The 25092-nt window shown below is 51.2% G+C and carries 27 protein-coding genes; 14 read left to right on the top strand and 13 right to left on the bottom strand.

What is annotated here, in order from left to right:
• Positions 1 to 15 precede the first annotated feature (15 nt).
• From arsA to FCH32_RS13155, 7 genes are all read right to left on the bottom strand, one after another.
• Positions 16 to 1767 (bottom strand): arsenite efflux transporter ATPase subunit ArsA, encoded by a 1752-nt coding sequence (arsA, locus tag FCH32_RS13180; protein ID WP_048235610.1) that lies wholly within the window; start codon positions 1765 to 1767, stop codon positions 16 to 18.
• A 17-nt stretch (positions 1768 to 1784) separates the two neighbouring features.
• Positions 1785 to 2147: an arsenite efflux transporter metallochaperone ArsD gene (gene arsD, locus FCH32_RS13175; RefSeq protein ID WP_044711234.1), complete on the bottom strand. Its 363-nt coding sequence runs from the start codon at positions 2145 to 2147 to the stop codon at positions 1785 to 1787.
• A gap of 46 nt (positions 2148 to 2193) precedes the next feature.
• A complete protein-coding gene (arsR, locus tag FCH32_RS13170; RefSeq protein ID WP_044711237.1) occupies positions 2194 to 2547 on the bottom strand; it encodes an As(III)-sensing metalloregulatory transcriptional repressor ArsR in 354 nt (117 codons plus the stop codon).
• A gap of 123 nt (positions 2548 to 2670) precedes the next feature.
• On the bottom strand, positions 2671 to 3216 hold the full coding sequence (locus FCH32_RS13165; RefSeq protein ID WP_135912879.1) for a replication protein P: 546 nt from the start codon (positions 3214 to 3216) through the stop codon (positions 2671 to 2673).
• Complete coding sequence (locus FCH32_RS23225) at positions 3128 to 4039, bottom strand: DnaT-like ssDNA-binding domain-containing protein (RefSeq protein WP_244958420.1); 912 nt, start codon at positions 4037 to 4039, stop codon at positions 3128 to 3130. Before FCH32_RS23225 ends, FCH32_RS13165 begins: the two co-directional genes overlap by 89 nt.
• Positions 4040 to 4291: 252 nt before the next feature.
• Positions 4292 to 4846, bottom strand: a complete 555-nt coding sequence (locus FCH32_RS13160) for a toxin YdaT family protein (RefSeq protein ID WP_048235612.1) — start codon at positions 4844 to 4846, stop codon at positions 4292 to 4294.
• A 2-nt stretch (positions 4847 to 4848) separates the two neighbouring features.
• Entirely contained in the window at positions 4849 to 5064 is a 216-nt protein-coding gene (locus FCH32_RS13155; protein ID WP_032949519.1) for a transcriptional regulator, read from the bottom strand.
• A gap of 101 nt (positions 5065 to 5165) precedes the next feature.
• Between FCH32_RS13155 and FCH32_RS13150 the strand changes: the two genes are divergently transcribed.
• The 10 genes from FCH32_RS13150 (at position 5166) to FCH32_RS13105 (ending at position 14436) form a co-directional block, all read left to right on the top strand.
• Entirely contained in the window at positions 5166 to 5555 is a 390-nt protein-coding gene (locus tag FCH32_RS13150; RefSeq protein WP_032949520.1) for a helix-turn-helix domain-containing protein, read from the top strand.
• A gap of 228 nt (positions 5556 to 5783) precedes the next feature.
• Positions 5784 to 5999: a hypothetical protein gene (locus tag FCH32_RS13145; RefSeq protein ID WP_048235613.1), complete on the top strand. Its 216-nt coding sequence runs from the start codon at positions 5784 to 5786 to the stop codon at positions 5997 to 5999.
• Between the two features lie 161 nt (positions 6000 to 6160).
• Positions 6161 to 6499, top strand: a complete 339-nt coding sequence (locus FCH32_RS13140) for a hypothetical protein (RefSeq protein ID WP_135912188.1) — start codon at positions 6161 to 6163, stop codon at positions 6497 to 6499.
• 11 nt (positions 6500 to 6510) lie between these two features.
• Complete coding sequence (locus tag FCH32_RS13135) at positions 6511 to 6837, top strand: RrF2 family transcriptional regulator (protein ID WP_032944383.1); 327 nt, start codon at positions 6511 to 6513, stop codon at positions 6835 to 6837.
• A 141-nt stretch (positions 6838 to 6978) separates the two neighbouring features.
• Complete coding sequence (locus FCH32_RS13130) at positions 6979 to 9450, top strand: 3'-5' exonuclease (protein ID WP_053090400.1); 2472 nt, start codon at positions 6979 to 6981, stop codon at positions 9448 to 9450.
• 66 nt (positions 9451 to 9516) lie between these two features.
• Positions 9517 to 9732 carry an excisionase family protein gene (gene xisR, locus FCH32_RS13125; RefSeq protein WP_032943036.1) on the top strand — a complete coding sequence of 72 codons (216 nt, stop codon included), beginning with the start codon at positions 9517 to 9519 and terminating at the stop codon, positions 9730 to 9732.
• Positions 9732 to 11018 (top strand): site-specific integrase, encoded by a 1287-nt coding sequence (locus tag FCH32_RS13120; protein WP_044700610.1) that lies wholly within the window; start codon positions 9732 to 9734, stop codon positions 11016 to 11018. Before xisR ends, FCH32_RS13120 begins: the two co-directional genes overlap by 1 nt.
• 73 nt (positions 11019 to 11091) lie before the next feature.
• On the top strand, positions 11092 to 11763 hold the full coding sequence (gene phoP / locus FCH32_RS13115; RefSeq protein WP_096757402.1) for a two-component system response regulator PhoP: 672 nt from the start codon (positions 11092 to 11094) through the stop codon (positions 11761 to 11763).
• On the top strand, positions 11763 to 13226 hold the full coding sequence (gene phoQ / locus FCH32_RS13110) for a two-component system sensor histidine kinase PhoQ (RefSeq protein ID WP_096757403.1): 1464 nt from the start codon (positions 11763 to 11765) through the stop codon (positions 13224 to 13226). The genes phoP and phoQ overlap by 1 nt, the downstream gene beginning before the upstream one ends.
• 88 nt (positions 13227 to 13314) lie before the next feature.
• On the top strand, positions 13315 to 14436 hold the full coding sequence (locus FCH32_RS13105; protein ID WP_174361026.1) for a ribosomal protein uL16 3-hydroxylase: 1122 nt from the start codon (positions 13315 to 13317) through the stop codon (positions 14434 to 14436).
• A gap of 105 nt (positions 14437 to 14541) precedes the next feature.
• Here FCH32_RS13105 and pepT read toward each other — a convergent pair whose 3' ends face one another.
• Positions 14542 to 15768, bottom strand: a complete 1227-nt coding sequence (gene pepT, locus FCH32_RS13100; RefSeq protein ID WP_096757405.1) for a peptidase T — start codon at positions 15766 to 15768, stop codon at positions 14542 to 14544.
• A gap of 250 nt (positions 15769 to 16018) precedes the next feature.
• Between pepT and potA the strand changes: the two genes are divergently transcribed.
• The 4 genes from potA to potD all read left to right on the top strand — a co-directional run bounded on the left by potA (position 16019) and on the right by potD (position 19972).
• Positions 16019 to 17155, top strand: coding sequence for a spermidine/putrescine ABC transporter ATP-binding protein PotA (gene potA, locus FCH32_RS13095; protein ID WP_174361025.1), 1137 nt, complete (start codon positions 16019 to 16021; stop codon positions 17153 to 17155).
• Positions 17139 to 17996 (top strand): spermidine/putrescine ABC transporter permease PotB, encoded by an 858-nt coding sequence (gene potB, locus FCH32_RS13090; protein ID WP_096757407.1) that lies wholly within the window; start codon positions 17139 to 17141, stop codon positions 17994 to 17996. Before potA ends, potB begins: the two co-directional genes overlap by 17 nt.
• Positions 17993 to 18772, top strand: coding sequence for a spermidine/putrescine ABC transporter permease PotC (gene potC / locus FCH32_RS13085; RefSeq protein ID WP_003030794.1), 780 nt, complete (start codon positions 17993 to 17995; stop codon positions 18770 to 18772). The genes potB and potC overlap by 4 nt, the downstream gene beginning before the upstream one ends.
• A 153-nt stretch (positions 18773 to 18925) precedes the next feature.
• Entirely contained in the window at positions 18926 to 19972 is a 1047-nt protein-coding gene (potD, locus tag FCH32_RS13080; RefSeq protein WP_174361100.1) for a spermidine/putrescine ABC transporter substrate-binding protein PotD, read from the top strand.
• A gap of 103 nt (positions 19973 to 20075) precedes the next feature.
• Here the strand turns inward: potD and cobB are convergent, their stop codons facing one another.
• From cobB to lolC, 5 genes are read right to left on the bottom strand one after another with little or no spacing between them, the layout of a single operon-like run.
• The gene (cobB, locus tag FCH32_RS13075) at positions 20076 to 20897 is read right to left on the bottom strand and encodes a Sir2 family NAD+-dependent deacetylase (RefSeq protein ID WP_115258740.1); all 822 of its coding nucleotides are present in this window, start codon (positions 20895 to 20897) and stop codon (positions 20076 to 20078) included.
• 15 nt (positions 20898 to 20912) lie between these two features.
• Positions 20913 to 21824: an N-acetylglucosamine kinase gene (nagK, locus tag FCH32_RS13070; RefSeq protein WP_096757410.1), complete on the bottom strand. Its 912-nt coding sequence runs from the start codon at positions 21822 to 21824 to the stop codon at positions 20913 to 20915.
• 18 nt (positions 21825 to 21842) lie between these two features.
• Positions 21843 to 23087, bottom strand: a complete 1245-nt coding sequence (gene lolE, locus FCH32_RS13065; RefSeq protein ID WP_096757411.1) for a lipoprotein-releasing ABC transporter permease subunit LolE — start codon at positions 23085 to 23087, stop codon at positions 21843 to 21845.
• The gene (lolD, locus tag FCH32_RS13060; protein WP_115258741.1) at positions 23087 to 23788 is read right to left on the bottom strand and encodes a lipoprotein-releasing ABC transporter ATP-binding protein LolD; all 702 of its coding nucleotides are present in this window, start codon (positions 23786 to 23788) and stop codon (positions 23087 to 23089) included. The genes lolE and lolD overlap by 1 nt, the downstream gene beginning before the upstream one ends.
• Positions 23781 to 24980, bottom strand: a complete 1200-nt coding sequence (gene lolC / locus FCH32_RS13055) for a lipoprotein-releasing ABC transporter permease subunit LolC (RefSeq protein WP_153879773.1) — start codon at positions 24978 to 24980, stop codon at positions 23781 to 23783. Before lolC ends, lolD begins: the two co-directional genes overlap by 8 nt.
• Between the last annotated feature and the right edge of the window lie 112 nt (positions 24981 to 25092).

The following is a 25092-nucleotide window of genomic DNA, read 5'->3' as shown; positions in this document are numbered from 1 at the left end:
GAATGATGGTAATAACTAACCCGCGAGTTGTTTGAGTTTATCGATGCCGGTTGGTTCTGACGCCAGTACGGGTACAAGTGCTACACGGCTGGCATGTAGATTTTTAACGCTCTCGATCTGCGGACGTTCCTGCTGCGCTCGCAAGCGGAGCAGCGGTGAACGGGTATCCGCGATGGAAAGGCTGTTATTGATAATCCAGCCCCAGGGGTGAATTCCTGCACGTTCAAGGTCGGCCTGTAAATTTGCCGCCTCAAGTACCGGCGTGGTTTCCGGTAGCGTGACCAGTAACACTTTGGTTCGCTCCGGGTCCTGCAGTTGCATCATCGGTGTGGTGAAATGGCCTTTTTCCCCCATTTTTCTGGCAATCTCGCGGTGATATGCCCCGGTGGCATCAAGCAGCAAGAGCGTGTGTCCGGTCGGTGCCGTATCCATCACCACGAAGCGCTTACCCGCCTCGCGAATCACCCGTGAAAAGGCCTGGAATACCGCAATTTCCTCGGTGCAGGGTGAGCGTAAGTCCTCTTCCAGCAGGCGTTTTCCCGCATCGTCCAGTTCTTTTCCCTTCGTCTCAAGAACATGCTGACGATAGCGTTCAGTTTCCTCGAGAGGATCGATCCTGCTGACCTGCAGATTGTTGAGGCTGCCGTTGAGGGTTGTGCTGAGATGCGCTGCAGGATCAGATGTTGTCAGATGGACATCAAATCCCATTTCGGCCAGTCTGACAGCAATGGCAGCCGCCATCGTGGTTTTCCCTACACCACCTTTACCCATCAGCATGATCAGGCCATGCTCATTACGGGCAATATCATCGACCAACGCAGAAAGTGACGGAATGTCAGGGCGCTGTTGAATGTATTCTTCAGAGAATGACGCCTCTATAGGCTGAGTGGAGAGAAGTCCGCTGAGTGCAGACACGCCGACCATATTGACCGGCTGGAGGAATAACGTGTCAGTTGGCAGACCGGAAAGATCAGAGGGAAGATTGGACAGCGCCTCCTGTTCACGGTCCCATATTGCCGCAGCCAGTGTATCGTTTGCTGCTTCAGTTTTGGGCAGAACGCCGTTGATGACCAGGTACTGATTTTTAAGACCGATGGCGGCAAGCTCCAGATGAGTCCGGGCAACTTCCTGCAACGTGGATTTTTGCAGACGAGCAACCAGAACCAGTCGGGTACGTGCTGGATCAGATAATGCTTCAACAGCCTGGGCATACTGTTCACGCTGTTTTTCCAGACCGGCCATCGGGCCGAGGCAGGACGCACCCTCGGGATTGCTATCAATAAAGCTACTCCAGGCACCTGGCAACTGGAGAAGGCGAATGGTATGACCCGTCGGTGCGGTATCAAAAATGATATGGTCAAACCGGGTCAGTAGAGAAGCATCTGTCAGTAATCCGGTAAATTCATCAAAAGCCGCAATCTCTGTTGTGCATGCCCCCGACAGTTGTTCGTTGATGCTGGAAACGACGTCATCAGGCAGGATGCCTTTAATGGGGTCAACGATTCTGGCCCGGTACTGTTGTGCAGCGGCCTGAGGATCAATCTCAAGAGCCGATAATCCTGGAACAGAAGCTACTGGCTGAATGGTATTGCCAATCGTCTGTCCAAACACCTGACCTACGTTTGAGGCCGGATCGGTACTGACCAGCAGCACCCGTTTCCCCTGTTCTGCCAGACGGATCGCCGTGGCGCATGAAATAGAGGTTTTACCAACGCCTCCTTTACCAGTAAAAAACAGATAAGGGGGGATATTCTGTAAGAAGTTCATATGTCCTCCTGACATACTTAACAACAAGAAGTATTACCACCACAGCAGATTGTTGGCGCTAATCCCACTTTCTCCAGTGGAATGCCAAACCAGCGAGCCAGCTCAGCGCGTTTCGGATAACGCCCAGCCATCACTGTTTCGCCATCCAGTAACAACAATGGCAAACCTTCTGCCCCGGAAGCCTCTATAAACGCTTTGACCTTCTCGTTCTGTACAAAGCTCATCGGTTGTTGTGCGAGATTGAAACGCTCAATTTGTACACCACGTTGTTTGAGCCATTGTACATCCGCAGAAAAATCGACCAGAGCCTGATCAACATCTGTACCGCAGACTCCGGTGCTGCAACACATCGCTGGGTCAAATACCGTTAACGTTTTCATTTCAATACCTCACATTTGAAAAAACATATATGTTCAGGCAAATTTTTTAGATGCAGACAGCCTTCCCGCTACCAGAGCAGTTGGCTGAAGCCAGCTTACGGGCGATGGCCTGAACGTCGTCCTGTTGGCTTAACCAGGCCTGCTCAATAATCTGAGCAGCCCAGGAAGGAATATGCGGGGATAAGCGGTAATGAACCCATTTCCCCTGCTTGCGATCCAGCAATAATCCACTTTCCCGAAGCATCGCCAGATGGCGGGAGATCTTGGGCTGAGATTGTTCCAGCGCAGTGCAGAGATCGCACACGCACAACTCTCCCATCTCTCTAAGCAATAACACGATACCCAACCGGGTTTCATCTGAGAGATTTTTGAAAAGTTGTAGAGAAGTTAGTTCAACCATTTTAATCTCCTGAATTCTCTCCGTAGTTTCCTGCAATAGTTGAGTGCCGTCAACTATCATATTCGAAAATTCAAATATGATAGTTACGTGAATTTCATTTCGTGTTTACAATTTGTTTATTCTTCAATTCGTTAACCCTGCCGCTTTTCGACGCCTGTATTCATCCATCAGTAGTTGCGCTGGCGTTGGTCCCGCCGGATGGTGCGGCGCCGCCAGTTGACGTCGAATTGGTGGCACACTTAGTCCGTTACCAACATGCTTCGACCACTTCGTAAGTAACTTTTCCGCCAGTCGTTTCAGTTCCCCCTCTGTCATTTGTCGTTCAACGCCCGTTCTGCGCATTTCGATGCAGATGTGATACAGCACGGGCTGAGGCCATGGATATTTATCGCTTCCTGAATACCGATATGACTCATTGCGCCAGCGCCGGTATTCCGTCATAACCTGCTCCGATGTCAGTCCGAATGGATTCGCCCCACTCTCTGAAACCAGAGAAACAAACTCAGCCAAGTCAGGCGGCCATGTATTTCCCATCGCGCAGCGCTCCATGCACTGCTGACAGACCAGCCGAATTTGAGGTTCAGTCATCGAACCTATCTGGGCTATCCAGATAGGCGAAGGCTCCGCCCCGTTTTTCTGGGTCCATCGGTTCGAATACACCTCCCCCATGACCTGCCACAGTCGCCAGGCTGTTTCCGTCGCCATCAAGTCCATTCCTGCGGCGCCACTCTGCGTGTGCTGACTGAATTTGCTGAACTGCCCGGGATGCTGTTGGTTCGGATCCTGCTCCCACATGACTGTTACCTCCGGTTTCTGGTTTTACCTGCGTTCTAACCCGGGCTACATGTCGGGCAAATTTTTGTTCCCACTGGATTTGTGTAAAAACTTTCCCTTCCGACTCCCAATACGCGGTGAATTCTGCGAGTTCAGTCAGAAGGTAATCTGGTTCAGGCAGGGAGATACCCCACGATGCAGCGCGCTGTCGGAAGTCTCTGGAGGGAAACCAGCTATCTGTCATGCTGAATTTCCCGATCGGTTCATCAACACCGTCCAGGTATCGGGGCATGGCCGGGGATGGCAGTACATCCCCATTCGGATTTTTCATCGCGCCCGCGTTAAGAGAGGGGTTTAAGATCTGTTTACTGCTTACTGCTTTCTGGATACCTGATGGCAAAGGTTTAGCCAAAGACTTAGCCTTATCCTTAGGCAAGGCGAAAGCCTTATCAAAAGCCGTCCCCATAGCGTCAGAAACCCCGTAGCAGGCGGCTTTGAGAGCTTCATATGCTTTATCTTTCAGTGAACATTCAGGCAGTAATTCAAACGATCTTGCCCATGATTTGATCACGTTCACTGATGCTGGCGGGTTATGTTTCACCGCGTTAGGCAACCAAAAAACTCTGGCTTTAAGGTCGGCTTCCACCATACCTAACGCTATGGCTTCGCCTAAGGCTAAGTCGAAGGCTTCGACATCCCAGTTTAATTCTTCGGCCATAGCCGCCCTTCCCGCCTTATACAGCCCGGGAATAATCCCTGTGAATGGACCCGTAAGCAGGTAAATAAACAGACTCTGCCCACTTGGCGGGAGTGGTGATAAGGCTCGAAACTTAGGATCATCCCACATGGTGATCTTCACCTTACGGTAAGGCTCGTTACTAGCCTTACTCTTAGGCATGGCCTTAGCCAAAGGATTAGGCATACTTCACCCCGCGAGTTGCAGTAATAATGGTCATTGGTCAAAACTCGATTAAAACAATTGCGGCGCTACGGCGCTTATGCTCGCCAGTAGTGGTCCCGCCGCATCAGCAGGTAACATGTTGAATAATGCGATTGCCGCCTCACGAATTTCCTTCTCGAGCTTTTGTAATGGCGCGCCAATTAATTTCGCATGGTGTGCCTCACTGCATTCTTTGATAGCGTTCGCCACCAGCTCTGCTTCTGTGCTCGCATTACTTAATCCGTGCTTTCTGGCAATCTGAACTGGCATAGCAGCAATAATTGAACCTGACAGTTGCATAACGTAAGCCGTGTACTTTTCCGAACCGCCCTCGTTTTTCAGATATCGGAATAAATTCTGTTTATTAACAGCAATTCCACGGCCATCTACTTTGGCCCACTCTTCAGCCACCAGCTGAGCGATCCGTTCCTGTGCCTGTCCTGGTAATGTCGATTCCCATTCACGAACGGCGACCCAGATTTTTTTGCACTTCATCCAATCCCGGCGACAAACAGAAAACTGATTTTTTGTTTTCTGAGTTCTCACCATCGTCGGGGTATGGTTTTTAAAAGAGATGGTTTGCATGGTCACTCCTTAGGTAATCCATCCGTTGGATTTGGGTATAAGTCGGGTCTAAGTTCGTGGGGGGTAACCCCTGTAGCGCTAAAGACTTGAAGTACCCGTGACGAAGGAACAGTACCTTTTGCTTTCCACTGACTTACTGCCATTCCGCTTACACCAATCGTGCAAGCTAATTTATTGGCCGAGCCAGCTAGTCGAATTGCGTTATCAATGGCTGTCATAACTATCTCCTTTTTAAATTGGGAGTAATAAACCATAGGTTTACATCAATTGCAAACTTTAAATTTATTGTGACTATAAACCAAACATTTACAATGGGTGTATGAAAAACACTGACGATCTCAATAACCAACTGGTAGCCCGCTTAGAAGAAATTACTCAAAGAGGGATCAGCAAAGCTGATATGGCTCGCATTGCAGGAGTTACGCCTCAAGCTGTGAATGGGTGGTTTAAGAAGGGAGTTATCAGTAAGAAGTCCGCCATAGCAATTGCGGAAGCCGCCAACGTGTCCGTTACTTGGTTGTTAGGTGAGAAAGTATCAGAAGATTCAGGTCTCAAGCCTAACGAGAGCAAAATGCTTAACTTGTTTAGGCAGCTACCAGAGGCAGAGCAAGAGCGAATGATCGATACCTTTGCACTGCGGTTAAAGGAAATTGATGATTACGTGGAGAAATATCTTCGTGGTCGTTTTAAGGCTAACGATGTGAACTAAGAGTTTATTCCCATCCATTGAAACCGGCGTTTGCCGGTTTTTTTTCGCCCTTTTGTCAGAACCTCCCTCCCCTTAGTTTTTCACGACTGATAAAGCAAATGTTTGCCTCTACATCAATTGATGATTGACACAAACATTAAACCAATGATTTAATCATTCTATCGAAAACGTCATCGAGGCAGGACGCCCACGAAGTAGCTGCCGGCGGCATACGAATCACCGGATGAGATGACAGGCATTAACACGCAGCAGGTTCAACGTTCCGCCAGCCTGGCGACAAGGGCAACACAAGAGGATAAATCCATGATCGATTTCGCACGTAAACCAGTGCGGTGTCAGGCCGTACATCTAAATCGCATTGAAGTAATCATTCGACTGATTTGCTACACGCTTGCCCAGAAGGGCGACCCGTCTGCCGACCAACAGACTGCTGTTCGTTCATAACGAGTTTGACCAATGGCTGTTGCCAGCCTCATGCCCGGTGCACAGGGCATTGTGATGGTAATACCACCATCGTAACCAAACAGGAGACGAAGACCTGTTCTGGTTAAATTGGAAAAGTGTTCTTTGCCCGTCCCGTGGCGGGCTTTTTTCCGGAGGTTTTTATGTCAGCTAACGATCTGGCATTGCGCTTCAGCAGCGCACCAGCCGAGGCATTAATCGGGGTTTTGCCTGTTCTGGAAGTAAAAGAAGCATTACGTGAAGAAGTTGAAAGTGATGTGATGGATGAAATCTGGACTGAGCACAACTTTGAAATGGAAGCGATGGGTGAACAAGTTGATGAAACAGCCAGGCTCGCTCGTAAGTTTGAATGTGCGGCTGAAGCTCTTGGAACGGCGATCAAACTTGCTCTGACTCTCCCACATAATGAGGCAATGCAGGTTCTGAATGACGCCTTAAACGATAACCCGGGATACGGTCGCGAACCGGCAAAGGATGCATGATGGAGTTTGGAATGAAACGCGTGGTGGCTTCTGTTCAGGTCGTTGCCATCCTCAACAGGATTTACAACGGCAGTCCGGTTTCCATCGCATCTATCAGTAAAGAATCAAAGCTGTCTGTGTCTTACCTCGAGCAGATTTTCTCGAAGCTGCGCAGCAGTGAAATCGTCACCAGCCAGCGTGGCGCTGGTGGCGGGTACCACCTTAGCAAAGCAAACCCCAGCGTGGCTGACGTCGTTCGCGCCGTTACTCACACGCCTGATTCATTTGAGCCCGTGCTGAATGCTCTGGAGTGGGTCCCCGTCGCACAGCTGGCGCAGGGAAAATCCCCTACCCCATAAAGCACAAAACCCGCGCAAGGCGGGTTAAGTACCCGGTCAGCCGACCAAAGCTTTCCGGAACGAGTTTTGACCAATAACCACTACCTTAGGCGGCGATCATCAGCTGCCGGGTATCTTACAATCCTATGGAGCCCGAACGCAATGTTAACGTATGCGTATCTTATTAAAGCCAAAGCGAAAGCAACTGAGGCAAAAAACCTGTTTTGCTGGTTCTCTGCGAAATCAGATTCCCGTGCAGAACGCGAAATCCTCAATATTCTCGAAGACAATGATATTGCCGTCGGTCGTGGCGCCGACTATCAATTACCTGTCCGCACCAACTGGTTTGTTGTTGACGATCTTCCTGAGGAAAGCAAACTTGATGACACATGGTGCGATCGTTACGAACTGGCAGAAGACCAGCAAACGTGGCAACTGAAACAGAAGCCTGATAATGAGAATCAGGAGACTTCCTGTCAGCAAAAACCTGAAACTTCCAGCGACAATGTACCCAACAGCGATGCGCCAGCATTGCTCCGCCCCATATCTCGCCTGCGCCTGTCTCAGCGACTGATTGCGCACCTGGTCAATGACACTGAAGAGAAGGAAATCAGTGAAGCGCAGCACATCCAGATCGGGCAAATGGTACTGAACGAAAATGATCTCTATGTACAAAACCTGTTACAGGCCGTTTCGAATGTGCCAGCGGTGAAAGAGCTTTCTGCTCATGTCGAGTGGAAGCTGACAAGCGCTGTAAAAGAAGTCTTCGACCGTGAGCAGGTCTATACCGTTGCTTCATTTGAGCAATTTATTACCGAATGGATTGAAGAACCAGAAAAGCGAGCTCTTACCGTTCAGGAGTGGGTTAATCAAAAGAAAGCAGGAGTTGCGGGTGATGAACATGCCACTCCACCTGTAACGCCAGAGCTTATTACCGTTGCGACTCTGCCGCTACGCCAGCGCCTCTTAGCTCAGTTTATTTCTGAAGAATATGCTTACCATATTGATACTGAGCAGAAGAAAACCATTCAAGAACTCGAGCTGGATGTGGATAACAGCTATGTGCAGAACCTGCTGCTTGCCGCCGAGAATGTAGAACCATTCAGGAAGGCGCCAGAGATCGATATCTGGAAGATTGTCAGCGCGCTGAAAACCGTTTTTCCGGTTGATGGAAAACGAGTTGAACTGGTCACCGTCATTCAGTTCTTTAAGGCCTGGTTCAATACTGAGCACATTGACCGTGGGCTGCTGGTTAAAGAGTGGTGTAAGGGCAATCGTGTGTCGCAGATTCAGCGCACTGACTCCGGAACCAACGCTGGTGGAGGCAATAAGACCGATCGCAACCCGGAACTTGTCCACACGCTGGATACTCTGGACATTGATATTGCGCTGGCCACACTTCCAATGGATTTCAACATCTACGATATTCCTGGTGGCGTTTTCCGTCGTGCAAAAGAGATCATTTCTAAAAACGAAAGCCCTTTCAAAGAGTGGTCCGCCGCCCTGCGCAAACGCGCTGGTATCCTGGATTATTCCCGCGCCGCTATTTTCGCGCTTATTCGTAGTGCAGAAGAAAACACTCACCATTTCCCGGAACTGCTGAGCCGTTACATCAACAAAAACCTGACTGAAACCGACCACCAGCACCCAACTGAAGAAACTCTGGCGGCAGCCGGTCACGTACCAGAAAAAAGCTGGGAAAACGAGATTAAAGAGAAGTCCACAGCTGAACAGAAGGCAATAACCGAGCAACCAGAAATCGCCAACATGGGCAACGGTGTTTTCTCCATTGATGGCCTGATGGGTAACCAGCCGGCGCCAGCGCTTTCTGTCGTAGACCAGGTACGCCAGCGCGCGGTCGAAGAAAAATTACATCAAGCCAATACCGAGGAAACCACCAGCGATGTGCAGATGGAAAAAACTGACAACAGCGAAATCAAAGCCAATCCTGATGTGCCTCAGGGCGAAGCAGCAGCTTTGCCAGTTGAAAGCACTGATGCAACTGGTGAGCCTCCAGCTTCCCTGAATAATGAACCCGTTCACCATATAGATACGGATCACCTGAACGCTTTTTATACTCACCTGATGGTTGATTTGGAAACTATGGGCAGCGGTCCTGATGCACCAATAGTCTCTATCGGCGCCGTATATTTTGATCCTTCAACTGGTAACACTGGTGCCGAATTTTACCAGGTTGTCAGTCTTGAATCATCGATGTCGTTTGGCATGAAACCGGATGCGTCAACAATTCAGTGGTGGTTGAAACAATCATCTGAAGCCCGCTCTGCAATTCTGGTTGATGAGGCCATGGGGCTGCGTGAAACCCTTGAACTACTGGCTGACTTCATTGCTGAAAATGCTGCTAACGGTAGTCACACTGTTCAGCTGTGGGGTAATGGATGCTCGTTTGATAACGTCATTCTCCGCCGCGCATATGCATTAGCAGAGACTCCCTTCGCTGTTCCGTTCTGGAATGACAGGGACGTAAGGACCATGGTTGAACTGGGTAAATCTGTCGGTATCAACCCGCGCTTCGACATCCCGTTTGAAGGCGACATGCACAATGCGCTTTCTGACGCCCGGCATCAGGTCAAATACGTATCTGCAATCTGGCAGCGCCTGACAAAAAACTGATTTTAGGTTTTCACTTACAGCCAGCTGCAGCATGTACTGTTGTGGCTGGCGGCATCGGAGTTATGTATGTCGCAACTCATTTTCAGCGAAGAGTGGATGGTTGAAGCGCGACTAACAGAAAAGACCGGCTTGTCGGAAAGACAAATTAAAAGTTATCGGTTGAATTTGTGGATCGAAGGCGTGCATTTCAAACATCTGACAGCTCTCGGGGAAACTGACAATTCTAAAGGTCTGCTTTGGTACAACTATCCAAAGATTAACCAATTAGTACAGGATGCATGATGGACTTTCCAACCGGCGTTGAGCTGCATAATGGAAAAATACGGATCACATTTACCTATCGCGGCAAACGTTGCCGCGAAGTCCTTCGCGGCTGGACGGTGAACAGCAGCAACATCAAAAAAGCTGGAAATCTTCGTGCGCTCATAACAAGTGAAATACAGCTCGGTAAGTTCGACTATGCGGAACGTTTCCCGGAATCCAAAGCGCTTAAGAAGTTCATCACAACCAAAAAAATTACCACGTTTAAAGAACTAAGTGATTTTTTTACAGACACCAAAGCCTTAGAGGTATCTGGTGCAACACTGCTATCGCTTACTTCGGTCGTAAATACGTTACTGCGTGTAGTCGGAGAAAATACCCGTCTGGTAGATATTGAGCATGCCGATATTTTGCATTACCGAAAGGAGTTATTGACCGGGACAATTATTAACCCGGCAATGCCGAATCTGACCAGGCAGGGCCGCGCGCCCTCAACAGTCAATAAACAGATGGCAGTTTTATCAGAAATGCTTAAGCTCGCAAACCGAAGCCAGTTTATATTGCATGCTCCTTATGAAGGAGTGTCGCGACTCAAGTTATCTAAAAATGATCCCGACCCACTTTTACTTCATGAGTACCAGGCTCTGATAGCCGCCCTTCCCCGTAGCCAGGCATTAATCATTATTGTTGCCGTACATACGGGGATGAGGCCGGGCGAGATATGCGCCCTGGCATGGGAAGACATTGATTTGGTAAAAGGTGAAATCCACGTATCCAGAAGTTTGACGAATAAGCGAGTATTTGTACCCCCTAAGACAGATGCCGGAATAAGGACGATAACGTTGCTTAAACCTGCTCTGGATGCACTGAAGGAACAATACGAAGTCACCGGCGCTAATCCGAAGCAAGAAATTCGATTTCACCATCGGGAGATCGGAAAAACTGAGCAGCAATCTCTTCGCTTCGTTTTTTCACCGACAGCATATTCGTCAAAAAAAGGCAGTTACTTCTCCAAGAACTCGATTGCCTATGGCTGGAAGCGAGGCACTAAACTTGCCAATATCCGCGAAAGGAATCCTTATCAGTCACGGCATACCTACGCATGCTGGACGTTGATGGCCGGAGCGAATCCGTCATTCATAGCGAGTCAGATGGGACATGAAGATGCGCGAATGGTGTACGAGGTTTACTCCAAGTGGATTGGCGACATGAACCAGGATCAGGTCAACATGCTGAACAATCAGATGCCAACGGCATTGCCCCCAGGACGCCCCCACGGGCAGGGGAGCATGAGAAAAGTTATTTAATTTCATAGCGCTGCTTTCAATCCACATAATCAGCGTTAAACTATTCATACCGTCAATTTAGGGAGAAACGAAGATGCGCGTACTGGTTGTTGAGGATAATGCCTTATTACGTCACCACCTGAAGGTTCAGTTACAGGATGCAGGCCACCAGGTTGATGATGCTGAGGATGCAAAGGAAGCAGATTATTACCTTAACGAACATCTGCCAGATATTGCGATCGTCGACTTAGGTCTGCCCGATGAAGATGGCTTGTCACTGATCCGCCGCTGGCGCAGCAATGACGTTTCGCTCCCCATTCTGGTGTTGACCGCCCGCGAAGGCTGGCAGGATAAAGTGGAAGTGCTCAGCGCTGGGGCTGATGACTACGTGACAAAACCTTTCCATATTGAAGAGGTGGTCGCCCGCATGCAGGCACTGATGCGCCGCAATAGCGGCCTAGCCTCGCAAATTATCTCACTGCCGCCTTTTCAGGTTGACCTTTCCCGCCGCGAATTATCAGTGAATGATGAGGTTATCAAACTCACCGCGTTTGAATACACCATCATGGAAACGCTGATCCGCAATAACGGCAAAGTGGTCAGCAAAGACTCACTGATGCTACAACTTTATCCGGATGCAGAACTGCGTGAAAGCCACACCATCGATGTACTGATGGGACGTCTGCGCAAAAAAATTCAGGCGCAATATCCGGATGACGTGATCACCACCGTACGTGGACAGGGCTACCTCTTCGAACTGCGCTAATGAACAAATTATTGCGTCATTTTCTCCCGTTATCGCTGCGTGTACGCTTTTTGCTGGCGACCGCTGGCGTTGTCCTTGTGCTTTCACTGGCCTATGGTATGGTCGCGCTGGTGGGTTACAGCGTAAGCTTTGATAAGACCACATTTCGTCTTCTGCGCGGTGAAAGTAACTTGTTTTACACCCTCGCGAAATGGGAAGACGGCAAGCTCCAGGTCGAACTGCCTGAACATCTCGATATGCAAAGCCCCACCATGTCGCTGATCTACGATGAAAATGGCAAATTGTTGTGGGCACAACGCGATGTCCCCTGGCTGACGCACAGTATTCAGCCGGACTGGTTAAAAACGAATGGTTTTCATGAAATAGAAGCCGATGTCGATGCCACCAGCACGTTACTGCGCGAAGATCACTCCGCGCAACAGCAGCTTAAAGAAGTCAGAGAAGATGATAACGATGCCGAAATGACCCATTCGGTGGCGGTAAACGTCTACCCTGAGACCGCCCGCATGCCTCAGCTTACCATTGTCGTTGTCGACACTATCCCCATTGAGCTCAAGCGCTCGTATATGGTCTGGAGCTGGTTTATCTATGTATTGGTCGCCAACTTGCTGCTCGTGATCCCGCTGCTATGGGTCGCCGCCTGGTGGAGTTTACGGCCTATCGAGTCACTGGCGCGTGAGGTCCGAGAACTTGAGGAGCATCACCGTGAGATGCTCAATCCCGCCACCACGCGGGAACTAACTAGCCTGGTACGTAACCTCAACCGACTGCTGAAAAGTGAGCGTGAGCGTTACGATAAATACCGCACGACCTTAACCGATCTCACCCATAGCCTGAAAACACCGCTGGCGGTATTGCAAAGCACGCTACGCTCGATGCGCAATGAAAAGATGAGCGTAACGGATGCCGAACCCGTGATGCTGGAACAAATTAGCCGCATTTCCCAGCAAATTGGCTACTACCTGCATCGCGCCAGCATGCGCGGTGGTAACGCCCTGCTCAGCCGCGAACTGCACCCGGTTGCCCCTTTGCTGGATAAGCTAACCTCCGCCCTCAATAAGGTGTATCAGCGTAAAGGCGTCACTATTAGTCTCGATATCTCACCCGAAATCAGTTTCGTCGGCGAGCAGAATGATTTTGTCGAGGTCATGGGTAACGTGCTGGATAACGCCTGTAAATACTGTCTGGAGTTCGTCGAGATCTCCGCTCACCTGTCCGACGATCGCCTACATATTCTGGTGGAAGATGACGGTCCTGGCATTCCACAAGCCAAGCGCGAAGTGGTTTTTGATCGCGGCCAGCGTGTGGATACCTTACGCCCCGGGCAAGGCGTGGGACTGGCGGTAGCTCGCGAAATTACCGAGCAGTATGACGGGCAAATTATCGCAGGCGACAGCCTGTTAGGCGGCGCGCGCATGGAGGTCATTTTTGGCCGTCAGCATCCGGGGCATAAAGACGAGTAAGTTGTTTGTAATATTTATGTACCGGGATCACTTATCCGGTTAAGCATCCGTTATAATCGGAGCAACCAACAGTCTGCGGATGCGCATTATGGAATACCAATTAAACCTCAACTGGCCCGACTTTCTCGAACGCCACTGGCAAAAGCGCCCGGTGGTCTTAAAGCGTGGTTTTACAAACTTTATCGATCCGCTTTCCCCTGATGAACTGGCCGGACTGGCGATGGAAAGTGAAGTCGACAGCCGACTGGTCAGCCATCAGGACGGTAAATGGCAGGTGAGCCACGGTCCATTCGAAAGCTATGACCATCTCGGCGAGAACAACTGGTCGCTGCTGGTCCAGGCCGTCAACCACTGGCACGAACCGACCGCCGCGCTGATGCGTCCGTTTCGCGAATTACCGGACTGGCGTATTGATGACCTGATGATCTCCTTTTCCGTGCCCGGCGGCGGCGTTGGTCCGCACCTGGATCAGTACGATGTGTTTATCATTCAAGGCACCGGTCGTCGTCGCTGGCGCGTAGGCGAAAAACTCCAGCTAAAACAACACTGCCCACACCCGGACCTGCTGCAGGTTGATCCGTTCGAGGCCATTATTGATGAGGAGCTGGAGTCGGGTGATATTCTGTATATCCCGCCAGGATTCCCGCACGAAGGCTACGCGCTGGAAAACGCGATGAACTATTCTGTCGGTTTCCGCGCCCCGAACGCCCGGGAGTTAATCAGCGGATTCGCCGATTACGTTCTGCAACGTGAACTGGGCAGCACCTATTACAGCGACCCGGACCTGCCGCCGCGCGACCATCCGGCGGATGTTCTACCACAAGAAATGGATAAACTGCGTGAAATGATGCTGGGGCTGATTAATCAACCTGAACATTTCAAACAGTGGTTTGGTGAGTTTATTTCCCAGTCGCGTCATGAGCTGGATGTCGCCCCGCCGGAGCCACCTTATCAGCCCGACGAAATCTACGACGCGCTGAAACAAGGGGATGTGCTGGTACGTCTGGGCGGATTACGCGTTATCCGTGTCGGCGACGAGGTTTACGTCAACGGTGAAAAAATTAACTCACCGCATCGCCCTGCCCTCGAGGCTCTGGCCAGCCATATTGTGCTGACAGCCGAGAACTTTGAAGATGCGCTGGAAGATCCGTCTTTCCTCGCCATGCTGGCCGCGCTGGTTAACAGCGGATACTGGTTCTTCGAAGGGTAAATTAGTGCTGACTGCGCCGGATGGCGCTTCGCTTATCCGGCCCACGGAATGAGGTATCTGTAGGCCGGATAAGGCGCAAGCCACCATCCGGCCTCTACACACTCTTTATTTTTGTTTCGCGGCCAATTCGGCAATACGCACGATCACCTGCACCGCTTTTTCCATTCCTTCCAGCGTCACAAACTCATGTTTACCATGATAGTTGTAGCCGCCGGTGAACAGATTCGGGCACGGTAATCCCATAAACGACAGCTGCGCACCGTCAGTGCCGCCACGAATAGGTTTCAGCACAGGCTCAATGTCGCAATCACGCATCGCCTGCTGGGCAATATCCAGCACGTGGGGGTGCTCAATCACTTTCTCGCGCATATTGTAATAGCTATCTTCAATCACCAGTTCGATATAGCAGTCCGGGTGTAACCCTTTGCCAACCTTTTTGGCGATCTCCATAATTTTACGTTTGCGCGCTTCAAACTGTTTACGGTCAAAATCACGGATAATGTAGTGCATGTCCGCCCGGTCAACGGTGCCTTTCATACTCGCCAGATGGTAAAAACCTTCGTAACCTTCGGTCGTTTCCGGGCTTTCATCTGCCGGAACCTCTGCGTGGATACGAGCAGCCAGCGACAGCGCATTCACCATCACCCCTTTTGCGGTACCAGGGTGCACATTGTTACCAACGATTTTGATATTGACCGACGCCGCGTTGAAGTTTTCAAACTCCAGTTCACCCACGCCCCCCCCATCAACGGTGTAAGCCCACTTCGCATCAAATGCGGCGACGTCAAAGTGCTTCGCCCCTTTACCCACCTCTTCGTCGGGCGTAAAGGCCACACGAATATCGCCATGGGGAATGTTTTTATGCTTCAACACAGCCAGCGCGGTCACTATCTCCGCCACTCCGGCTTTGTCGTCCGCACCCAGCAGGGTTTTACCGTCGGTGGTGATCAACGTTTGTCCCAAAAGTTGATGTAACACCGGGAACATCACCGGCGACAGAACTTCATCACCAATGCCTAACGCAATATCGCCCCCACGGTAGTTTTCAACAATTTGCGGGTTGACGTTTTTACCCGTGAAATCCGGTGAGGTATCGACATGAGAAATAAAGCCAATCGCGGGAATATCACCGGCAACGTTTGCGGGTAACGTTGCCATCAGTGTTCCCTTCTCACTTAATGAAACGTTAACCAGCCCCATTTCTTCAAGCTGTTGTTTGAGCAGCTGTAATAGCTTCCACTGCCCCTCAGTGCTGGGTACCTGCCGCACACCCGATTTGGACTGAGTGTCCAGCGACACGTAGTGTAAAAAACGCTCAAGTAGTTTATCCATGCAGTCACCCTCACTTTTCGTGACAACATTATCAATAAGCAAGAAAAGACAAATATTGCGTCAGGTCATTTTTATCCCCGCAAGTGAGAATATTTGTCTCTGACACCCCTTCTGACTATAAGGGTAAGTCAGTAATTCGCAACAAGGATTGGCGATTACAATGGTTTGCCGTAGAATAATCGCCCTCATTAAGAGTCATCAAGGTGGTTAACCACAAACCCCGCAGCGGTCAGCCATCCGTTGCGTTTACATGGGACAGAGTAAAAAATTGAATAAACAACCGCGTTCGCTTTCTCCACTGGTGCAATTAGCGGGAATTCGCAAAAGTTTCGATGGCAAAGAGGTGATTTCCGACCTGGATTTGACCATCAACAATGGCGAATTTCTCACGCTGCTCGGCCCCTCTGGCTGCGGTAAAACAACCGTTCTTCGCCTGATTGCGGGTCTTGAAACGGTTGATTCCGGTCATATCATACTGGACAACCAGGATATCACTCACGTACCTGCGGAAAACCGCTATGTGAACACCGTATTCCAAAGTTATGCGTTATTCCCCCACATGACCGTGTTCGAGAATGTGGCCTTCGGTTTGCGCATGCAAAAGACCCCGACTGCCGACATTCAACCTCGCGTCACCGAAGCCTTGCGCATGGTGCAACTGGAAGAGTTTGCCCAGCGTAAACCCCATCAACTCTCCGGTGGACAGCAGCAGCGTGTGGCAATTGCCCGTGCAGTGGTCAACAAACCTCGTTTGCTATTGTTAGATGAATCGCTCTCCGCGCTGGACTACAAACTGCGCAAGCAGATGCAGAACGAACTGAAAGCGCTGCAGCGTAAGCTCGGTATCACCTTTGTCTTTGTCACTCACGATCAAGAAGAGGCGCTGACCATGTCAGACCGTATCGTGGTGATGCGTGACGGCAAAATTGAGCAGGACGGCACGCCGCGAGAAATTTACGAAGAGCCGAAAAATCTGTTCGTCGCCGGGTTTATCGGTGAGATCAATATGTTCAACGCGACGGTGATTGAACGTCTGGATGAACAACGCGTTCGTGCTAACGTTGAAGGTCGAGAGTGCAACATCTACGTGAATTTCGCCGTTACGCCGGGACAAAAACTGCATGTTTTGCTGCGTCCGGAAGATCTGCGCGTAGATGAGATCAACGATGACAACCACATCGAAGGACTTATCGGCTACGTGCGTGAACGCAACTACAAAGGCATGACGCTGGAGTCGGTTGTCGAACTGGAAAATGGCAAGATGGTGATGGTTAGCGAATTCTTCAACGAAGACGATCCTGACTTCGATCACTCTCTGGACCAGAAAATGGCCATTAACTGGGTAGAAAGTTGGGAGGTCGTACTGGCTGATGAAGAACACAAGTAAATTCCAGAGTGTGGTGATCGTCACCATTGTCGGTTGGCTTGTGTTATTTGTCTTCCTGCCCAACCTGATGATCATTGGCACCAGCTTTTTGACCCGTGACGATGCGAATTTCGTCAAAATGGTCTTTACGCTGGAAAACTATGCTCGCCTGCTCGATCCGCTCTACTTTGAGGTGTTAATTCACTCCCTCAATATGGCGCTGATTGCCACGTTCGCCTGCCTGGTGCTCGGCTATCCGTTTGCCTGGTTTTTGGTAAAACTGCCGGAAAAAGTGCGTCCACTGCTGCTGTTCCTGCTGATTGTTCCGTTCTGGACCAACTCGCTTATTCGCATCTATGGACTCAAAATTTTCCTCAGTACCAAAGGCTATCTCAACGAGTTTCTGCTGTGGCTCGGGGTCATTGATACCCCCATTCGCATTATGTTCACCCCCAGCGCGGTCATTATCGGCCTCGTTTACATCCTGCTGCCGTTTATGGTTATGCCGCTTTATTCCAGCATTGAGAAACTCGATAAGCCGCTACTGGAAGCCGCGCGCGATCTGGGTGCCAGCAAATTTCAGACCTTCACCCGCATCATCATTCCGCTGACCATGCCGGGAATTATCGCCGGTTGCCTGCTGGTGATGCTGCCAGCCATGGGGTTATTTTACGTGTCTGATCTAATGGGCGGCGCGAAAAACCTGCTGATTGGTAACGTGATAAAAGTTCAGTTCCTGAACATTCGTGACTGGCCGTTTGGTGCCGCCACCAGCATTACCCTGACCATCGTGATGGGACTGATGTTATTAGTTTACTGGCGCGCCTCCCGCTTGCTGAATAAAAAGGTGGAACTCGAATGATCGGTCGACTGCTTCGCGGTGGTTTCATGACCGCCATCTACGCGTATCTGTACATTCCAATCATTATTTTGATTGTGAACTCCTTTAACAGCTCGCGCTTTGGCATCAACTGGCAAGGCTTTACCACCAAATGGTACGGCCTGCTGATGAACAACGACAGCCTGCTGCAGGCGGCACAGCATTCACTGACGATGGCCGTGTTATCCGCAACCTTTGCCACCCTGATCGGCTCACTGACGGCGGTTGCGCTTTACCGCTACCGTTTTCGCGGTAAACCGTTTGTCAGCGGTATGCTGTTCGTGGTGATGATGTCGCCGGATATCGTGATGGCGATTTCACTGCTGGTGCTGTTTATGCTGATCGGTATTCAACTGGGGTTCTGGTCGTTGCTGTTCTCGCATATCACCTTCTGTTTGCCTTTTGTGGTGGTGACAGTGTACTCACGCCTGAAAGGATTCGATGTGCGTATGCTGGAAGCCGCAAAAGACCTGGGCGCCAGCGAAGTCACCATTCTGCGCAAAATCATTCTGCCGCTGGCGATGCCAGCGGTCGCTGCGGGCTGGTTACTGAGCTTTACCCTGTCGATGGATGACGTGGTTGTTTCATCGTTCGTCACTGGACCAGGTTATGAAATTCTGCCGTTAAAAATCTACTCAATGGTTAAAGTCGGCGTGTCACCAGAAGTTAATGCGCTGGCCACCATTTTGTTGGTTCTGTCGCTGGTCATGGTTATCGCCAGCCAGCTTATTGCACGTGATAAAACTAAAGGCCGCTAACAGGCCCATACCCTATGGATTTCGAGTTGCATTGAGGCGGCAAGCTCGTGAGTCCCAGGAACATAGATAACGATGTGACTGGGGTGAACTAGCGTAGCCAACAAAAATGCGGCTTGAAAGACGACGGGTATGTTATTCAGGGGACGTTAAATGATGAAACAATGGTCACGCCACCTGCTCGCCGCGGGTGCTCTGGCACTGGGTATGAACACCGCCACAGCCTCCGACAACAACACGCTCTATTTCTACAACTGGACCGAATACGTTCCGCCAGGACTGCTGGAGCAGTTCACGAAAGAGACCGGTATTAAGGTTATCTATTCGACCTACGAGTCGAACGAAACCATGTATGCCAAACTCAAAACGTATAAAGACGGCGCCTACGATCTGGTGGTTCCCTCCACCTACTACGTGGATAAAATGCGCAAAGAAGGCATGATCCAGAAGATTGATAAGACCAAGCTCACCAACTTCAACAATCTCGATCCGGACATGCTCAACAAGCCGTTTGACCCAAATAACGACTACTCCATTCCGTATATCTGGGGAGCAACGGCTATTGGCGTCAACAGCGATGTCATTGATCCGAAGACCGTGACCAGCTGGGCCGATCTGTGGAAACCGGAATACAAAGGCAGCCTGCTGTTAACCGATGATGCGCGTGAAGTGTTCCAGGTAGCGCTGCGCAAGCTGGGCTACTCCGGTAACACCACCGACCCGAAAGAGATTGAAGCCGCGTATAACGAGCTGAAGAAACTGATGCCTAACGTCGCGGCGTTTAACTCAGACAACCCGGCAAACCCGTATATGGAAGGTGAAGTCAACCTCGGTATGGTGTGGAACGGCTCGGCATTCGTTGCGCGTCAGGCAGGCACGCCGCTGGAAGTCGTGTGGCCGAAAGAAGGCGGCATTTTCTGGATGGACAGTCTGTCTATTCCGGCGAACGCCAAAAACAAAGAAGGTGCGCTGAAGCTGATTAACTTCCTGCTGCGCCCGGATGTCGCAAAAGAAGTGGCCGAAACCATCGGTTACCCAACGCCAAACCTGGCGGCACGTAAACTGCTCAGCCCGGAAGTGGCCAATGATAAAACGCTCTATCCTGATGCTGATACCATCAACAAAGGCGAATGGCAGAACGACGTCGGCTCAGCTAGCACAATTTATGAAGAGTACTATCAGAAGCTGAAAGCAGGACGCTAATTGCCGTCCCGTAGGCCGGATAAGACGCGCCAGCGTCGCCATTCGGCGAATCATTGCCCGATGGCGCTTCGCTTATCGGGCCTACGCCATCCGGCAAAAAAAATCACAGCCCTTTCAATAACTTCTCAACAAACTCAGGCACCACCTGGCTTGCCGGACCGTAATACTTTTCTTCGAACTCGCTGCCTACCTGGCTCGGCTCAAGGTTAAGTTCCACCGTATGCGCCCCGTGCAGGCGCGCTTCGTGTACAAATCCGGCCGCCGGATAAACATGTCCGGACGTACCGATCGCGATGAACACATCCGCCATCGCCAGCGCCATATAGATTTCATCCATCCCCAAGGGCATTTCGCCAAACCACACGACGTGCGGGCGCAACGGTGCCGGAAACTGGCAGCAATGGCACTTATCTTCCGGGGTCACATCTCCTGTCCAGTCCAGGATCTGTCCGCTTTGCGAACAGCGCACTTTGAGCAGTTCACCGTGCATATGGATGACGTTCTGGCTACCGGCGCGCTCATGCAGGTTATCGATATTCTGCGTCACCAGTAAAAAGCGGTCGCCCAGCTCTGCTTCAAGTTTTGCCAGCGCAATGTGCGCCGCGTTGGGTTGGATTTCAGGCTGTTGTAGCTGAAGACGACGTGCGTTATAAAACGACTGCACAAGTCCGGGGTTACGCGAAAATCCTTCCGGAGTCGCCACGTCTTCCACCCGATGTTCTTCCCAGAGACCATCCGCAGCGCGGAAGGTACGAATACCCGATTCGGCGGAGATCCCCGCCCCCGTCAGGACTAATACTCTTGGTTTTTCCATCAATTCAGGCACCACTCTGTCTCTGAAAAAGATCCGTTGACGCAGGCGATCGCGCATATGGCGTTTATTTTTACGAAAACGGCTTAACCGATGACCCCGACGCGACAGCATAACAACCTCTTTGTATTAATCGGTAAGATGTAGGAAAGCAGCTCCACGCATTCCACCCGCATCACCATGGCGTGCCCGTTCAATACGCGGCACGCGGGCAACCGGCAATAAATGGCGTGGCAAACGGTCTGCCAGTTGCGCCGTTATCGCGGTAAAATTCGACAAACCACCGCCAATGACCACTAAATCCGGATCAACGATAGTCAGAATATTCCCCAGACATACCGCCAGCAAATCGAGATAGCGTTCGACGTGGGCAAGCGCCTGTTCATCACCCTGCTCCCAGAGCGCGATAATTTCACGGGCGTCCAGCGGTTGATGGGTGTAATGCTGATACAGCCAGGCAAATCCGCCACCGGAAAGGTAGCTCTCGATGCAGCCTAACTGACCGCATCCACAGCGACGCAGCGGGAAGTCAAATCCCATTAGCGTTAACGCATCTACCGGCAGGCGTATGTGACCAAACTCACCGGTAATATAGCTGCGTCCGGTGATGGATTTGCCGTTCAGCACCAGGCCGCCGCCAACACCCGTGCCGAGGATTAACCCCATCACTAACGGGTACTGGGTGAATTCATCATCCCAGGCTTCGGAGAGGGCAAAACAGTTAGCATCGTTGTCCAGACGCACATCGCGGTCCAGCCGCGCGCTGAGGTCGGTACGCAGCGGTTTTCCACTGGCAGCAGGAACGTTAGCGGCATACAACGTACCGTCTTCGGTTTCTGGCATACCGGGAATACCAATTCCCACTGAACCTTTAACGCCAAATCGCTGGTCGGCCTCCGTCACCAGGTCGCACACCGCATCGAGGAAAGCATCATAGCTATCGCGCGGCGTAGGAACACGTTTTTCCCATTGCAAACGGCGTTGATTATCGAAGACGCCTAACGCAATTTTTGTCCCGCCAATATCAAACCCGTAGTACATCACCGCTCCTTTTTATTGTTACTGGCCGCTCAGCACTCTCGCAGGATCAATATTACTGGCGCGACGCGCCGGATACCAACTCGCCAACAGACTCAGCAATAATGCTGTAACCAGCACGTAAATAACGTCCAGCCAGTGTAATTCCGATGGCAAGAAGTCAATAAAATAGATATCACCGGACAGGAACTGATGGCCAATAAGCGCCTCAATACCGTTAATAATCGGCGTCAGTTGCAGCGAAACGACGATGCCAATCACGACGCCAATCAGGCTACCAAACAGTCCTGCCAGCAAGCCATACCAGACAAAAATGGCACGGATCAGCCCGTCTTTCGCGCCCAATGTTCTTAATACCGCAATATCGCCGCTCTTGTCTTTTACCGCCATCACTAACGTCGAAACAATATTAAAACAGGCGACACCTATCACCAGCACCATCGCCAGGTACATAATGGCGCGGATCATCTGAATATCACGATACATATAGCCGTAAGTACCAATCCAGCTTTTAATGTAAACGTAATTATTGGTCACTTCACCGGCATCTCTGACCAGCTTATTCGCATTGAAGACGTCGTTAACCTTCAGCGCAATACCCGACACGCTGGACCCCATATCCAGATACTGCTGCGCATCTTCCATTGGGATCATTGCAAAGCTGTGGTCAAGCTGACCGCTCAACTGCAAAATACCGATGACGTGTAACCGTACGCGCTTGGGTTGCATCAGCTTGTGATCGGCACTGGCGTTAGGGATCATGATTGACACCCAGTCACCTTGCTTCACCTTCAGCGCATCAGCAATCCCTTTCCCTATGATTATCTGCTGCTCACCGGCTTTGAAATTATCCCAGGCATGGTTCTGTACAAACGTAGGCAGCGCACTTAAACGTTGTTCCTGTTTGGGATCGACACCTTTCACCTGCACCGCGCGTAAATTTGCGCCACTTTCCACCAGCCCGGTAAAGTTGATATAGGGCGCCGCAGCGGCAATGCCAGGCACTTTCTGTACTTTATCCAGCGCTTCCTGCCAGTTGTTCCAGGGCTGGTTAACCGCTTCAATCTCGCCGTGCGGGACAACGGCCAGAATGCGGTTGTTCAACTCGCGCTCAAATCCGTTCATCGCGCTCAAACCGACAATCAAGACCGCCACACCCAATGCGATACCGATGGTAGAAATCACAGAGATCAGCGAGACCATGCCCCCACGCCGCCGACCACGGCTAAAGCGTAAGCCAATCAATAACGATAAAGGCGCAGCCATTACTCAGCTCCCATCAGGCTCAGTTCGGCCGTCAGGCGACCATCGCGCATTTCAAGCTGGCGGCTCATGCGCTTCGCCAACTGCAGATCGTGGGTCACCACCAAAAATGCCGTCCCCTGAGAGCGATTCAGCTCACCCAGAAGCTCGAAAATACTGTCAGCGTTGCGCGCATCAAGGTTACCGGTGGGTTCATCCGCCAGCACCAGACGTGGGTTATTGACCAGCGCACGGGCAATCGCCACGCGCTGGCGCTCACCGCCCGACAGCTCAGACGGGCGATGGCTGGCACGATGATCCAACCCTACTGCTTTCAGCATATTGCGTGCACGCTCGGTAATTTCAGCCGGTTTTTTCTTGCCTATAAGTAGCGGCATCGCCACGTTTTCCAGCGCGGTAAAGTCCGGCAGCAGATGGTGAAACTGGTAAATAAAGCCGAGCTTTTGATTACGCAGTTCCGCTTTTGCCGTCGAAGAGAGTTTACTCATCGGCTGTCCGCTAAAAATAACGTCGCCCGACGTTGGCGTATCCAGTCCGCCCAGCAGATGCAGCAACGTACTCTTACCGGATCCAGAGCTGCCGACAATCGCCACCGTTTCACCCTCGCCAACGCTAAAGCTGACATCGTGCAGCACATCAGTTTGCACGGTGCCTTCCTGATAGCGTTTGCACAGGTTGTCGCATTGCAACAGGATCTTATTCATAACGTAAAGCCTCAGCGGGTTGAGTGGCGGCGGCGCGCCAGGAAGGATAAAGCGTAGACAGCAGCGCAATGGCCATGGCCACCAGCGCAATGACGACAACCTGTAACGGCTCAATGGCAACCGGCAGCGCAGCGCCATCCAGTAATGCCCCAATGATCGGCATCAGGTTGTTCAGTTGGCTGGCAAGTAATGCCCCCAACGCGGCACCCAGTAGCGCGCCAATAATCCCGGCGCTGGCCCCCTGCACCATAAACACCATCATGATTTGCCGCGGCGTAAGTCCCTGGGTTTGTAAAATCGCCACTTCGCCTTGCTTCTCCATGACCATCAGGCCCAACGAGGTAATAATGTTAAACGCCGCGACCGCCACGATCAGGCTCAACAGCAGCCCCATCATGTTTTTTTCCATCCGCACAGCCTGGAATAATTCCCCTTTGCGCTCACGCCAGTCCTGCCATTTGGTGCCTTGCGGCAGCGTTTGCTGGCTCAACGTGTCGACCTTCAGCGGTTCATTCAGCCACAAACGCCAGCCGGTAATATTGCCCGCCGGGTAGCGCATCAGGCGTGACGCATCCTGAATATTGGTCAACATCTGATAGCCATCGACTTCACTGTTGGCGGCAAAGGTGCCAATTACCGTAAACAGACGCTGGCTTGGCAGACGTCCCATCGGCGTGAACTGGCTGGCTGACGGCACCATAACGCGGATTTGATCGCCACGACTCACGCCCAACTGACCGGCAAGCTGCTCGCCAAGGATGACATTATACTTACCCGGCTCGAGATCGGTTTGCTTCACATTGACCAAATACGGCGTAAGCGGATCTTTTTGCGTCGGGTCGATGCCCAGCATCACGCCAACCGCTACGCTGCGCGCGCTTTGCAGAACCACATCACCGGTTGTCAGCGGGGCAATACGATTGACACCGCTCAGCTTCACCGCGTTTTCCGGCAGCTGTTGCGGGTTCAGAGAACCCTGCTCTGACGAGAGAATGGCCTGAGGCATCAGGCCAAGAATATTATTTTGCAGCTCACGCTCGAAACCGTTCATCACCGACAATACCGTGACCAGCGCCATTACCCCAAGAGTAATGCCAATGGTGGAAAGCCAGGAAACAAAACGACCGAAGCGATCTGCTGCACGCCCACGCATATAACGCAGGCCGATGAATAGAGCGACAGGTTGATACATGAAATCCGTCTGGTTGCTGTTAGCAAAGTCACGAGTATATAAGCGAAAGCGGAATGGGTAAATGACTGAACCGTAAGTGTTCGTCAGCATTATTCTGAAAAGCATAAACAAA

This window comes from Citrobacter gillenii (genome assembly GCF_013337685.1).
In the GTDB taxonomy this organism is placed as follows: Bacteria; Pseudomonadota; Gammaproteobacteria; order Enterobacterales; family Enterobacteriaceae; genus Citrobacter; species Citrobacter gillenii.
The sequence above is the reverse complement of the archived record's forward strand: the minus strand, read 5'-3'. Positions and strand labels throughout refer to the sequence as shown.